Raw genomic sequence first — 14,358 nt, forward strand, 5'->3', positions numbered from 1 at the left:
CCGAATATTCTTAAGTCTTTATACTGGAGATTCTTATGGCAGCTATCAGCTTTGAAAACTTAAAAAACGAATACCAGCAACTCTTTGATAGCTGCAAAATCACTAAAAATAAAATTGAGCAAGTAGATAATATTTTAGATACCATTGATACAAATCGGGCTAGATATGATGCGGTAGCGAAAAGACTGGCGATTCCCTGGTATGTGATAGCCATTATTCACAACATGGAATCTTCCTTAAATTTCAATACTCACCTGCATAATGGAGATCCGCTGACAAGAAAAACTATACGCGAACCAAAAGATCGCCCGTCTAGTGGGAATCCTCCTTTTACATGGGAAGAAAGTGCCATTGATGCTTTAACTTTTGATAAATTTGACCAATGGAAAAATTGGAGCCTTCCAAACATTCTTTTTAAGTTAGAAGGCTACAACGGTTGGGGTTATCGCCTCTACCATTCTGATGTTCTTTCACCTTATTTGTGGAGTGCTTCAAACCACTATACTAAAGGAAAATACGTTGACGATGGCACCTGGTCAAATACAGCCGTATCGCAGCAATACGGTGCCGCCGTACTTCTGCGCCGAATGATCGATCGAGGAACAATTACTTGGGATAATCCAGAAACCAGTGAGGTTGGAGAAAAAGATGTAGATATCCAACCTGGCGAAAAGCAACCTTTGGTATATTATTCACCAGATTCTAAGATTGATAACGGCAAAGAACTGCAACAGTTTTTAAATCAATTTTCAGGAATTTATTTAAGTGTAGATGGTTGCCTTGGTGATAAAACTTCCGAGGCTTTTAAAAAAGTTACTGGTTACTATCTCTTTGGAGATCCTAGAAATAAAAATTAATTTTAAATAGCAAATAAAATAGTAATTCTCTAATTTGTAAGTATTACTTATCAAGTGCAAAAAATCCGATAAATTAAAACTTACTAGCTTGTTGATTGCTTAGAAAAAGGCAATCAGCACCTTTTAGGGATTACCAATTGGATTGTTTAATTTAATGGGTAATTCAATGATAACTTCTGTTCCCTGCCCCGGTTCGGAGATAATAGCAATACGTCCTTGATGATGTTCTAGTATTTGATAACATACAGTTAGTCCTAAACCTATGCCTTTTCCGACAGGTTTGGTTGTAAAGAAAGGGTCAAATATTTTTGATTTAATCGCTGTTGGAATCCCGAAACCATTATCTTTAATTTTGATAATTATTTGCTTAGCTGCACTAAATTCAGTTTTAATGTAAATCCGTTTTTCGGGTTGATCTTTGAAAGTTTCCAGAGCATCAATTGCATTGCTGAAAATATTCATAAATACCTGGTTAAGCTGCGCCGGATAGCATTCAACGGGTGGCAGAACGCCGTACTGCTTAACTACCTGAATCTCTGGATTTCCCTCCGCCTTCCAGTCTCCGCCTGATTGCAAGCGATGCTGCACAATTAGCAAACTGCTATCAATTCCTTCATGAATGTTGACGCGCTTCCTTTCAGCTTCATCGAGTCGGGAAAAGTTTCGCAGTAATAGAATAATTTGACGAATGCGATCGCTGCCAGCCCTCATTGAAGTAATAATTTTAGGCAGATCGCCCGTTAAAAAATCGAGATCGATGTCCTCAATATATTGCTGTATTTCAGCATCAGGATAACTTTTTTGATAGCGTTGTACGAGGTTCAGTAGATTTTTTGTGTAGTCACTGATATGGGGAAGATTACCATAAATAAAATTAATCGGATTGTTAATTTCGTGGGCAATGCCAGCAACAAGTTGACCCAAACTAGACATTTTTTCAGTTTGAATGAGTTGCGCCTGCGCCCTTCCCAAATTGCGTAATGCTTGACTGAGCTGTTGAGCGTTGGTAGTTAGTTCAGTATTCAGTTGCTGTAGTTGGTCGTGGGCTTGCTGTAATTGCTGGTTTTTTTGCGAAAGCTCTTCAGTACGCTGTTGCACCCGTTCTTCAAGAGTCTGACGCGCCTGTTCTAGTTCCTCAGTACGCTTTGCAACTCGTTGCTCTAGGTTTCCGATGAGGGCTTTTAGCGCCTGAGCCATTTCTTGATAAGCATGAGCAAGTTGACCGATTTCACCACCCGCGCCGATACCGGGAATGGGGGTAGTCAAATCACCTGCGGCTAAGGTTTTGCTGCGTTCGGAGAGCTGGATAATCGGGTTGCCGATTTGTTTGGCTAGCAAATGTGCGATCGCAATCGATAACAAGGTAGCCAATCCCAGTCCTAGCCAAATCACACGGTTTAGGTTGATGGAAGCTTGATTAAAATACTTTGAGACAATTTGAATTTTGGCAATGGCAATAGGCTGATTGCGGGAAGTAATCGGAGCATATATCGTATTCAAACCAGATTTTGGTTCGATCCGATAAACTGTTTTACCTTTTTGAATCTTGCGTAACACCTGCGACTTTAAATTTACTTGTTCCCAAGGCTCAATGCTGGATTTAGCATTGCTAGAAATGATTGATTTGCCATCTAGAGAAATAACTTGCAGTTTAGTGGTAGGTTGAGAGAAATTAAGAAAGTTACGCAACCAAGTTTCATCTAAATTTTGCCCTAAAATTAAAGTTCCGGGTGACTTCCCCGTACCATCGCTGTTGTAAACAGGCGCTGTTGAAAAGAGCAATATCTGAGGCAAGCCGCTATCAATCAACATCGTCGTTGGCTTGTTGGTAGCACTCGCATCTGTTATCCGCTCAGCTACATTCGGAATTCGCAAAGCGTCACCCCGCTCTCCCAAAATCTCTCCCCTACGATCCACCACTTTCACATGATCGACATCGGTAGAAAGAACAAGTTGCTCGGAGACTTCCTTTTTTATCCAAGCCTCATCTCGCTTCCCAATTGCGTTGTATAAATCTGTCCAGATTGCATAGCTAGAGGATAAATTTTGCAATCCTTTCTCAGTAGCCGCAGTGTATCCCCGAAAGGCTAAAACTTGATCGTCGAGCCGAGTCTTTTCTAAGTCGATGAGCGGCTGCTGCACAAACCGCCACGCTACAGCACTCAGGAACATCACGGGTAGCAAAGATGCCCCAAAGGTAAAAATTAGCAGCTTGGGTTGAAGCTGTTGCAGCTGCTTGAACATCTCTGAGTTAATATAGATGCGGTGTTTCGTCCTCCAGACAGATAATCTGTCACAAGGCTCTCCACAGTTTAGCGGCTGTGAGAGTAAACTGACCGCTCTATTTTCGGAGGCGTAAAAGCGCCTACCTTGGTTGCAAGTTCTACGGTTTATTCGCAAAGATTTTTAGCTATGTGCGTCAGACAGCCAGAAACCGTTGAATTACATCCTGACTGAGTTCGCTAGTCGAGCCAGACGCGACGATACCGCCTTTTTGCATCGCGTAGTACCGATCTGCTTGTCGGACAAAATGCAAGTGTTGCTCGACCAATAAAACAGAAATGCCGGTAGATTCAATAATGCGGCGCACTGCTGCTTCTATTTCTAAAATAATCGAGGGTTGAATGCCTTCTGTGGGTTCATCCAGTACAAGTAACTGCGGCTTCCCCATCAAAGCGCGAGCGATCGCGAGTTGCTGTTGTTGTCCTCCGCTTAAATCGCCGCCCATCCGAGACAGCATTGTTTTTAAAACAGGAAAGAGGGAAAATATTTCTTCTGGGATTTCTTCCTTACCACTTCTGCCCTCACGTCGCGCCTCCAAACCTAGCAACAAATTTTCTTTCACCGTCAAGCGCGGAATAATTTCCCGTCCTTGAGGAACATAACCAATTCCTAGCCGCGCCCGTCGATCTGGAGATTTGTCTATTATTATCTCATCAGCAAAAGTAATCGTGCCGCTACGGGGTTTAAGTAGCCCCATAATTGTTTTGAGTAGAGTGGTTTTGCCAACACCATTACGTCCAATTAGACACACCATTTGCCCTAAGGGGACGCTCAAATCTACATTGCGGAGGATATGGCTTTCACCGTAATAGACATTTAAATTAGAAATTTTTAGCATTTTATTGTGCTTGGTTGAATAAGACGCGATCGTTTTTTAATTGCTTAATTTAGCGCTTCTTTTTACTCCTCAATTTCTTTAAGCGGTTCTCCCTGAGGATCTAACTGCTCTCCTAAATAAACTTCTATAACGCGAGGGTCATTTTGTACTTCCTCAATCGTGCCTTCACACAACACCGAGCCTTCATGCAACACAGTTACTTTACGAGCAATTTGGCGCACAAATTCCATGTCATGTTCAATGACCAAAATAGAATGACTGTGAGCTAAAGCGATCAGTAGTTCCCCAATATTGTCAGTTTCTTCATCAGTTAGCCCTGCAACGGGTTCATCCACCAACAATAAATCGGGCGACTGAGCAACTAACATTCCAATTTCTAAGCGTTGTTTCTCCCCATGAGAAAGTAAACCAGCGCGGATATCTGCTTTTGCACTTAAACCAATCGTTTCGAGCAAACTCATTACTTTACTACGTTCGCCAGTAGCAGGACGCCCAAACAGTGTTGCTAAGACATTTTTATTACGATTGCAGCTAAGTTCTAGGTTTTCGCGGGGCGTCAGGTTGAGGTAAATGCGGGGGGTTTGGAACTTTCGCCCAATTCCCAATCGGGCGATTTGATGTTCGGAGAGTGCTTTCACGTTTCTCCCCTTAAATAATACCCGTCCCTCAGTTGGTTGTACTTTGCCAGTAATGACATCCAAAAAGGTTGTTTTCCCGGCACCGTTTGGACCAATTACGACCCGTAATTCTCCGACATCCATGCTGAAATTCAGATGGTTCAGTGCTTTAAAACCATCAAAATTAACCGTTAAATTTTCAGTTTCTAATATTTTCGCGTTCATGCTGTACCTCTGGATCTTCTTCAAGGCTGGGATAGGTTGCTACCTGCTTCCGTCCTAGAAGTGTCAGCAGGTGCTGGAAACCCTGATAGCGCAGCCAGCCGACTACACCATCGGGAAGAACTGTTACCACAATTAGGAATAATGCTCCCTGGAAAAATACCCAAATGCCCGGAAATTGTTCGCTCAAAAGACTTTTGGCAAAGTTGACTAATAGCGCTCCAAATATGGCTCCGATTAAGCTGGCACGACCTCCCACGGCTACCCAAATTACCATTTCAATAGAAAAGGCAATATCCATTGCTTTCGGTGAAATTAAACCAGATTGAAGGGTGAATAAAGCACCCCCAATTCCAGCCAAAGCAGCGGAAATCGCAAACACTACGACTTTAAATCCCGTGGGATTATAGCCAGAGAAGCGCATCCGGCTCTCATCATCCCGAATCGCAACCAGAACTCGTCCAAAGCGATCGCTAGTCAGCCACCGGCACAAAGCATAAGCACCTGCCAAAAATAAGACTGTTAGCGCGTAGAAAACAAATTGCGTCTGACTATCACTGACTGTTGCCCCTAATAATGTTTTGAAATTGGTTAAACCATTGGTGCCGTTAAAAAATCCCTGCTGCCCGTTGAAGAAATTAAAAAATACAATCGTCGCTGCTTGGGTCAAAATTGAGAAGTAAACGCCCCGAATCCGGTTGCGAAATACTAAATAACCCAATATTGCGGCTAATACAGCCGGAATTATCACAACGGCTGCGGCGGCAAAACTAAACGAATAAAACGGCTTCCAGAACCAAGGTAGGTCTGTAATGCCGAAGAGGCTCATAAATTCTGGTAAACCGTTCTTGAGAGGAGCTAATTGCAAGTGCATTGCCAAGGCATAGCCACCGAGCGCAAAAAATACACCATGCCCCAAACTGAGCATACCCGTATAGCCCCAAATTAAATCAATGCCGAGGGCAGCGATCGCTAATGCCAAGAATCGCGCTAGCAAGTTGAGACGAAAGCCTGTGAGAACTGCTGGCATTACGAAAATGAGCAGCAAAGCGATCGCAATCGTTATCCCCACTTCCATCAGCACCGCTCGTCTACGTTGCTGCTTCATGCCCTTAACTTCAAGAACCGCATCCAAAATCATCGCCTTGAGCCTCTACTCGATTGTCTTTGTTTAAGCATCAACGCTACGTCCCTTCTGTGGAAAAATCCCTCCTGGCCGCACCTGAAGGAACGCAATAATTAAGGCGAATACCATCACCTTCGCCATACTGGTTGTGCCGAAAAACTCAAAGAAATCCACTAAAGGCTTTATCGGTGCCACCATCGGCACTAAGACTTTAGAACTGATTAAGTAGTTAATCGTGCCAATTCCCATCGCTGCCACAATACTGCCCACCAGCTTACCGACGCCACCGACAACAACCACCATAAATGTATCGACGATGTAGTTCTGCCCTGTATTTGGTCCCACTGAACCCAGCAAACTAATCGCACAACCGGCAATTCCAGCCAATCCAGAACCCAAAGCAAATGTAATGGCATCAACTTTGGCAGTCGGAATTCCTAAACAAGCACTCATACTACGATTCTGCATGACCGAGCGAATTCTTAAGCCCCATGAAGACCGTTGCAAAAATACATAAATTCCAGCAACACAAACAATGGTTAGCGCAATAATAAATAGCCGCGTATAGGGCATCTGCAACGTACCCAGCCGCAATCCTCCTCGTAACCAGTTGGGTGCCGTCACGTCTACATTTTGAGCGCCAAACCAAGGCTTGGTGACAGCCAGTTTATAAGTTTGTCCCAAAACTGCACTTGTGGCACTTGCAACGCCTAGAGATATCGGCAACATGATTGCAATTACCCAGTTACGAATACGCTCAAAATCTGAGCGGCGGGACAGAATCCAAAAAGCGCCAAAAAACAAAAGGCAAAATATCCCAATGCCAATGACTAACACCCAGCTAACACTGCGAGCGAATTGCTGCAAAATCAGACTAACGCCCCAAGTTGCGAGCAGTGTTTCTAGCGGGCGTCCGTAAAGATAACGAATCACTCCCCGTTCCAGAACTAATCCCACACCTGCTGTCACCAGGAAAGCCAAAATTAGCGCAAAAACAATATAGGTTTCAGACCAAGGCTTACCCAATATTTTGAAGCCATTTTGTACAACAAACGTTGTGTAGGCTCCTAGCATCATCAACTCACCGTGAGCTAAGTTAATGACACCCATGAGTCCAAAGACAATGGCTAGTCCCAGTGCTGAAATTAACAAAACCGCGCCGATGCTAATTCCATTAAAAATCCCATCCAGCAATCCTGCTATCACACCGCTTCCTCAGCCATTAATCATGGGTCATTAGTCATGGATCGTGAGTCATTAGTTATTAGCTTTCAAATCCCCTAGGTTGGGTTGAGGTAACGGATGCTGTTGGCATTAATTTTTGACCTCTCCCCAAACCCTTCCCTACAAGGGTAGAGGCTTCCAGACTCCCCCTTCCCTCATAGGGAAGGGGGATGGGGGTTAGGTTCTTAATTAGCCAACACCATCAGGTAACGAAACCCAACCAATCTTCTCAAGATTGACGACTAATAACTAAGGACTAATTTTTAACCGCTTAAATTTTGTACTGACCACCTTTTTTGGAATCTGACCAGTCGCATCCCAAACCCTTAGTTGCAGCAACGAATTGGTTCCAAGGAACTGGCTTCACTGCTGATTTCGTCTCATAGACAATCTTAAAGAGACCATCATCTGCGACTTCACCTAGCCGTACAAACTTAGAAATGTGATGGTTACTTTCCATCGTTACAGTGCCTTCTGGAGCCTCAAACTTCTGACCAACCGCAGCCTTTCGGACTGCCTCTAAATCGTCAGCGGTTTTTGCTTTCTCGACAGCTTGTTTCCACAGATAAACAGCAATGTAAGCTGCTTCCATCGGGTCATTTGTTACCCGATCTGGACCGTATTTTGCCTTAAAAGCTTCGACAAATTTTTTATTCGCCGGGGTATCTACCGTTTGGAAGTAATTCCATGCGGCATATTGACCTTTGAGATATTCTGTGCCAATTGCTTTGACTTCTTCTTCGGCAATACTGACAGACATTACGGGATATTTATCTGGTCCCAACCCTGCACCTTGCATCTGCTTGAAGAAAGCCACATTACTATCCCCATTCAGGGTATTAAAAATGACCCCTCCATCAGGCAGAGCAGCTTTAATTTTAGTGATGATGGGCGTAACTTCTGTATTGCCTAGGGGTAAGTAATCTTCCCCGACGGTTTCGCCGCCTTTTGCCTTTAACTGCTCTTTAATAATCGTATTCGCGGTACGCGGAAAAACGTAATCTGAGCCAACTAGGAAGAATTTTTTACCTTTATTTTGCAATAGCCAATCGACTGCTGGCTCGATTTGTTGGTTGGGAGCAGCACCCGTATAGAAAATATTTTTGGAGCACTCTTGACCCTCGTATTGCACGGGATACCAGAGCATATGACCTTTTTCTTCAAATACTGGCAGCACTGCTTTGCGGCTGGCGGAAGTCCAGCAGCCGAAAACGGTGACAACTTTATCCTGATCGATTAGCTTTCTCGCTTTCTCTGCAAAAGTAGGCCAGTCGGATTGACCATCTTCCTCAATTGCTTGAATTTGCTTGCCGAGGACGCCACCGGCTTTATTAATCTCCTCAATTGCCAACAGTTCAGCATCTACAACGCTGTTTTCGCTAATCGCCATCGTGCCGCTGCGAGAGTGCAGAATCCCGACTTTGATGGTGTTTCCTGCACCGGCAGCCGCAACGGTTGTTGCGCTGGGAGAGGGAGACGCCGCTGTTGGGCTGGCAGTCTCAGAGGTAGAAGTGGGAGTGCTGCTACAAGCTTTGAGAAGAATACTGGTTCCCAGAGTAGCAGAACCGTATAGAAGAAATTTACGTCGCCCTAATCGCCTTGCCATACCGTTACCGTACTCCTGGCTGAATCAGCCCAATGATAGAGAACATATACAGTTAAGCAGTGATATTAGAGCGATGTTCTGGCAAGAAATTGTTATCAATGATACAAAGAACCGAATTTTTGGAACAGCTTTCGGAAAGGTCAGCTTGCGGTTTCTGAAATTTCGCCCAGATTTAGGCGGATAAAGTCCACCACAGCCGTTAATCCTTGCTGAGTCTTCAAATTCGTAAAGATAAAGGGTTTTTCTCCCCGCATCCTCCGCGCATCGCGTTCCATGACCCCTAAATCTGCTCCCACTTGAGGAGCAAGATCAATTTTGTTGATTGCTAAAAGATCGGATTTAGTAATTCCGGGACCACCTTTGCGCGGAATTTTGTCACCGGCTGCAACATCAATGACGTAAATTGTCAAGTCTACCAGTTCTGGGCTGAAGGTAGCCGCTAAGTTATCGCCGCCACTTTCTAAAAACACTAAGTCTAAATCGGGAAATCGCTGTTCCATTTGTTCAATGGCGGCGATGTTCATGGAAGCGTCTTCGCGGATGGCAGTATGGGGACAGCCGCCAGTTTCGACACCCAGGATGCGATCGCTTTCCAAGGCATGACTTCGCACGAGAAACTGGGCATCTTCCTGGGTATAAATATCATTCGTGACTACAGCAATTTGATATTTTTGCCGCATCGCCTTACATAAGGCTTCAACCAAGGCAGTTTTTCCCGAACCCACTGGGCCAGCTACTCCAACCCGAAAAGCATTCATAAAATTTTCTGAAAGCGAATGGCTAATTGCTCATCGTAGCAAGGCAATTAACGATAAGCTATTCCCAGCTTTTACTAGTTTTTGTGCCGATTTCTTTTAACTCCGAAATAAGCGCGTGTACTGTGTTTCGTGAGCGATACTCGCCAATGCTAATCCCCAGCCGCAACTACTCAGGGCGTCATCTTCTAACGCTAAAATTTCCTTGGCAGCCTGAATCAAGATGGGTTGTAGTTCTAGGAGTAGCTGTTGCCCAGCCGTTTGTCCGAGGGGAATTAATTTGACCCCGGCTGCGATCAAATTGGTTGCCCAGCTGTGTAAGTAGCCCAAGAGGGCAGATGCAGCGTCGATTTGCCAATGGGCGGTGGCAATGCCGAAAGCGATCGCATAATTACAAGGATTCCCGATCGCATCCACCATTGACCGAACCTGGGGCTGTAATTCCAAAAGTAATCGAATGAGCGATCGCCCCATCTGCCAACTTTGTGCTTGCAACTCCTGTGTTTCCTTAGCAGCAGATAACCAGACATTCCAATAACTTAAAGCCTCCAAATCCCCAGCAATTGCCCCCCGATATCCCCGAAGCATCACCGCCGCTTCCAACCGAATTGCCCCATAACCCAGTTCCTGTTTGAGCCAGTGTCCCAGATGTTGCAGGTTCTCAATTACACCAGCATCGACGAGGGTTTCCAGCCCTTCGGAATAGCTATAAGCACCTACCGGCAACGCGGGACTCACCAGTTGCATAAGACACAGCAGGTTAACTGGAGAATGGGGAATCGGTAATTGCTCGTTAGTCATTGTTGGTACGTAGGGAGTGGGGAAGAGTTTTAGGATGAAGCCTAGAGTTTTGTATCGGTTCTCGTTAAAACTCAGACGCGATTATCGCGTTTCTACAAATCAAAACTCAAAACTTAAAACTCCCCCATTACCGATTACCCGATTAACTAAGCGTGATGATGGTGTCCATAGGCACCCATTTCTGGATAAAAAGGCGAGATTTCCTCTCGTACCTCCATCCCCAGGTGTTCCAGCATTGACTTTAAAACTTGGTCGGGAGACAACCGCAAATGAGTGGCAGCGATTTCTATCGGTACATGGCGATTGCCTAGATGATAAGCCGCCCGCAGCAAATCGAGGGGTTTCTGGGCAGTCGCAGTGAGAACGGGTTCCGGTTTAGCCACGATTCTCACGACGATATCACCGATTTCAGATTGAAGGAGATCGCGATCGCGCAACACGGTTCCTCTAGGTAAGCGCAGATACAAAGCTTGTCCCTCAGCAGTTTCAAAGCGATAGCGGCTGCGCGTGCGCTCCTCGGCAGTCAGAAAAAGAGTAAAGTTGACCGATGCATCCAAATTGGCGGGAAAGCGTTGCGTTATCGTTAGCATCACTGGAATCTTTAGTCAGCAAGTTATAGTGATGCTACTAACATCAGCACAGATGACATCAAAATCCGAGTCAAGCAGGGTCAGCAAAAGTTTATTTTTTACTGAGCTTGCAGACGGATCATTTCATTTTTTATCTGTGCTGCTACCTCCGAATTTTTTTGCGCCTCCACCGTAATTTGATTAAATAATCCAATGGACAAACCGTTGCTCTCAACAATCTTTTGAGACTGTTTGCAGTAATTGATGGCAATGGCCTGTGCATTTCCTGGAAGCGATCGCAGGCTATTCGGCTGGCTGCAAGCAATATTTGGAGGGCTGCCCACGATTCTTTTGATCTCGTTATAGGCAGCTTGGCGACCCGGTTCCATCGCCAAAACAGCCCTGGCGAAGTTGCTTAAGTCCTTAGAGCTGAAGGGTGATTGAGCGTATGCCTGAGAACTAAAGTCAAGGCTATGAGAGCGCTCGGATAGACCGGGTGCAAAACCTAACAACAGACTTAGAGCAGCGAGAGTACCAACACTCAGGCATTGAGATAAGACTCGATTCAGAGAGCGACGTGAACTGTATAAAGTCATCATGATCTAGTGCGACCAAAAAATAGAAAATCAAAACACACACGGATTACTTTTTCTGAACTGTTTTAAGGGTGAGAAGTTCCAGCTAGAGATGGGCATTCGTAGATTTACATCTCGTGTTGGTACCTCAGAAAACAGAAGCCTTCTCCCTACGGAGTAAGGATCGAGTAGTAATCTACAACTAACTACGGATATTATGAGTGTGAGGATTTTACCACACTTTCGCATAAAAAGCGGGGTGTTACCAAAGCTGTAACGATTGGGTGGTATAGGTAGCGCTTTCCTCCCTACCTCTAGGTGTAGAGGTAGGGAGGAAAGAAGTCTTCCTACGTGTTTATGCCTTCATTGATACAATTGACACAGTTCGATAACTTTCATTTGTAACGTTGAAATGGAGTCAGCTCCTCGCTTGAGGGCGACTTCCAATTCCAGGAGTAAGGGTAAGGTTAAGGTGAGTTGACGCACAGAGAAGTCTTTGACTTCTTGGCGCAGAAAGTAAATTCGTTTGGGGTTGCCGATTTCTGCCGCAGTGGCGATCGCCCGTTCATCTCGCTCACCGCTCTCTACCATCAGTTTCACCCACAACCAGGTACGAAATTGACCGATTAGGGTGGCGACAATCCGCAAAGGGGGTTCGTTATGACCGATTAAGTCGGCAACCAGCGAACAGGCGTGGGCGGTATTCCCCTTGGCGATCGCCGATGCGAGCTGCAAGCTGTTTTGGGTGTTAGAGGTTACTAGGGTAGCAACGACTTCGAGGGCGATCGCGTCTTGGGATACGTCTGCTTGGTCAGAAGCGGTGGGAAGAGGCTTCGGGATACCGGCGTAAACCTGCAACTTTTCCAGTTCGTTCCAAAGTTGTCTGGTATCATTTCCCACAGATTGGGCTAACAGTTCGGCAGCTGCGGGGGTTAGTTTTACACCGACTTGCTGGGCAACCTGACGCACCTTTTTTAGCAGTTCTTCAGTTTTCCAGGGCGGGATGAGCGAAAATTCTCGAATATCAGCATGGTTTTGCAGCAGCTTTGTAGACCGGAGACGCCCATCGGGTTTAGAGCGAGTCGTTAGCAAAAATACTGAAGACTCAGGAATCGCCGGTATCGTACGCTCCAGTTCAGCCAGCAGATCTTCCGAACAGTGCAGGCATATAGTAGTATCAACCAACCATACCAAACGGTAGGCGCTGCCAAAGGGTGGTGTCATTGCTTGGTTTAAAGCAGTGATGACCGCATCGGGTAGCGCTTGAGAAATTTTGTCATAGTTAAAGTTAGCCCATTGGGGGTCGAGAATGCGATCGCGCAGGGAGTCAACAGCTTTTTCCAGGGCAAAATCATCCTCACCCCAGTAGAGGTAAATTGGCATTAAAGCATCTCTGAAAAGTACGAGGCTATTAAGATTGGACGAGACTTATCACACTTATTTAAATCGGGTAGCACGGCTAACACTACCTGCAACCTACGAGTCCCAAGTACAGCATATACAGGAGTCTCCGAAGTTTAAGCCCTCCCCGTCAGGGACAAGACAAGCCGTGCCTTTCCCTGGCTATTCGGCGATCACGCCACCTGCGGGAGAAGAATCCGAGAATGCGACGTTTTACGAAAGCTTGAAAGCGTGCCAAGAGCAACTCCTACAGCAGCTAGATCCTGGTTTTATTGTGCCAGTCCCTGCTGAGAGTTTTCATGTGACCTTAGCAGATTTGATTTGGGACAGTGCTTATCGGCACACCACGAGTGAGAATCCGGAGTTTGAAGAACAACTGCGCGATCGCATTGCTCAAATTTTCGAGCAGTCCCAGCCATCTCTCACTGGCGGCAATCCGATGCTTTGGCAGTTGCTGGGGTTGATGGTAATGCCCCGTGCAGTCGCGGTTTGTTTAGTCCCCAAGGACGAAGGCACTTACGAGCGAATGTTGAAGTTTCGCCGGTTTATCTATCAAAGTCGGAGTTTGATAGAGTTGGGGATTGAACAGCAATATCGTTTTACTGCCCATGTGACGCTGGGCTATTTTGGCGATATTTCACCAGATTTGAACCGCGCTCGCTTGTGTGAAAAACTTTCTCAAATTAACAACCAATGGTTGGAAAATTCTCCAGAAATTTGGACACACCAAGCGCAATTGCGAAAATTTGACGATATGACCCGGTATTATCGGGAACCTGATTGGCCCGTTTTAACTTTTTAAAAACAATCGGCTAATAGCGGCTTACAAATCGCTATTAGCTGACTCCTGATTTATGAGCTTACCCATTCATCCCATCCTCCAGCAAAGTTTTGCTCTCATCGATCGAGAAATTGGCGAACACCGCTTTAGCCCCTCCGAGTACGCAATTGTACGTCGAGCCATCCACAGCACCGCTGATTTTGAATTTGCCCAATTAATTCGATTTAGTGAGGGGGCGATTGAAAGCGCGATCGCTGCCTTGCGGCGTCGCGTGCCGATTGTTACAGACGTTGGCATGGTCAAACAGGGAGTGGCGGGAATGGTGGCGCAAACCTTTAACAATCCCCTGGTTGCCGCTGTGGAACAAGCAAGCGTTGCTCTTCCTGGCAAGACGCGCACGGAAACCGGCTTACTAAAATGTTGGCAAGAATTTCCAGAGGCAATTTATGCGATTGGTAATGCTCCCACTGCTCTGCTGGCTTTGTGTGCAGAGTTACCCTCGGTACCCATTCAACCGGCTTTAGTGATTGGCGCACCCGTTGGATTTATCTCCGTCGTAGAGTCTAAAGCGGTACTAGAAAAGACGCCCGTACCCCAAATTCGGATTGAGGGGCGCAAGGGCGGTTCACCGATTACCGCCGCGATTGTGAATGCTTTACTCCTATTGGCTTGGGAGGCAGAGGAATGTTAGGGATTCGCTACC

General features: G+C 45.7%; 14 protein-coding genes. 3 read left to right on the top strand and 11 right to left on the bottom strand.

What is annotated here, in order from left to right; all coding sequences use genetic code 11:
* The first annotated feature begins 35 nt into the window (after positions 1–35).
* A complete protein-coding gene (locus tag NDI34_RS15375) occupies positions 36–857 on the top strand; it encodes a hypothetical protein (RefSeq protein WP_348233094.1) in 822 nt (273 codons plus the stop codon).
* 123 nt (positions 858–980) lie between these two features.
* On the opposite strand, the gene NDI34_RS15380 is transcribed toward NDI34_RS15375, so the two are convergent.
* The 11 genes from NDI34_RS15380 to holA all read right to left on the bottom strand — a co-directional run bounded on the left by NDI34_RS15380 (position 981) and on the right by holA (position 12,856).
* Complete coding sequence (locus tag NDI34_RS15380) at positions 981–3,101, bottom strand: ATP-binding protein (RefSeq protein WP_348233095.1); 2,121 nt, start codon at positions 3,099–3,101, stop codon at positions 981–983.
* Between the two features lie 175 nt (positions 3,102–3,276).
* Positions 3,277–3,978, bottom strand: a complete 702-nt coding sequence (gene urtE, locus NDI34_RS15385; RefSeq protein WP_190688519.1) for an urea ABC transporter ATP-binding subunit UrtE — start codon at positions 3,976–3,978, stop codon at positions 3,277–3,279.
* A 62-nt stretch (positions 3,979–4,040) separates the two neighbouring features.
* A complete protein-coding gene (urtD, locus tag NDI34_RS15390; protein WP_190410217.1) occupies positions 4,041–4,820 on the bottom strand; it encodes an urea ABC transporter ATP-binding protein UrtD in 780 nt (259 codons plus the stop codon).
* On the bottom strand, positions 4,795–5,925 hold the full coding sequence (urtC, locus tag NDI34_RS15395) for an urea ABC transporter permease subunit UrtC (protein ID WP_348233096.1): 1,131 nt from the start codon (positions 5,923–5,925) through the stop codon (positions 4,795–4,797). The genes urtD and urtC overlap by 26 nt, the downstream gene beginning before the upstream one ends.
* A 63-nt stretch (positions 5,926–5,988) precedes the next feature.
* Positions 5,989–7,149 carry an urea ABC transporter permease subunit UrtB gene (gene urtB, locus NDI34_RS15400; protein WP_190440244.1) on the bottom strand — a complete coding sequence of 387 codons (1,161 nt, stop codon included), beginning with the start codon at positions 7,147–7,149 and terminating at the stop codon, positions 5,989–5,991.
* 289 nt (positions 7,150–7,438) lie between these two features.
* Positions 7,439–8,773, bottom strand: coding sequence for an urea ABC transporter substrate-binding protein (urtA, locus tag NDI34_RS15405; protein ID WP_348233097.1), 1,335 nt, complete (start codon positions 8,771–8,773; stop codon positions 7,439–7,441).
* A gap of 140 nt (positions 8,774–8,913) precedes the next feature.
* On the bottom strand, positions 8,914–9,531 hold the full coding sequence (ureG, locus tag NDI34_RS15410; protein ID WP_190410213.1) for an urease accessory protein UreG: 618 nt from the start codon (positions 9,529–9,531) through the stop codon (positions 8,914–8,916).
* A gap of 96 nt (positions 9,532–9,627) precedes the next feature.
* Entirely contained in the window at positions 9,628–10,329 is a 702-nt protein-coding gene (locus NDI34_RS15415) for an urease accessory protein UreF (protein WP_348233098.1), read from the bottom strand.
* A gap of 146 nt (positions 10,330–10,475) precedes the next feature.
* A complete protein-coding gene (gene ureE / locus NDI34_RS15420) occupies positions 10,476–10,919 on the bottom strand; it encodes an urease accessory protein UreE (protein WP_348233099.1) in 444 nt (147 codons plus the stop codon).
* A gap of 98 nt (positions 10,920–11,017) precedes the next feature.
* Complete coding sequence (locus NDI34_RS15425; RefSeq protein ID WP_190410210.1) at positions 11,018–11,497, bottom strand: DUF4168 domain-containing protein; 480 nt, start codon at positions 11,495–11,497, stop codon at positions 11,018–11,020.
* Between the two features lie 339 nt (positions 11,498–11,836).
* Complete coding sequence (gene holA, locus NDI34_RS15430; RefSeq protein WP_190410209.1) at positions 11,837–12,856, bottom strand: DNA polymerase III subunit delta; 1,020 nt, start codon at positions 12,854–12,856, stop codon at positions 11,837–11,839.
* A gap of 34 nt (positions 12,857–12,890) precedes the next feature.
* Between holA and NDI34_RS15435 the strand changes: the two genes are divergently transcribed.
* A complete protein-coding gene (locus NDI34_RS15435; RefSeq protein ID WP_190410208.1) occupies positions 12,891–13,676 on the top strand; it encodes a DUF1868 domain-containing protein in 786 nt (261 codons plus the stop codon).
* 52 nt (positions 13,677–13,728) lie between these two features.
* Entirely contained in the window at positions 13,729–14,346 is a 618-nt protein-coding gene (locus NDI34_RS15440) for a cobalt-precorrin-8X methylmutase (protein ID WP_190410207.1), read from the top strand.
* Positions 14,347–14,358 lie beyond the last annotated feature (12 nt).

Source organism: Trichocoleus sp. DQ-U1, assembly GCF_039961925.1.
Classification (GTDB): domain Bacteria; phylum Cyanobacteriota; class Cyanobacteriia; order Cyanobacteriales; family FACHB-T130; genus FACHB-T130.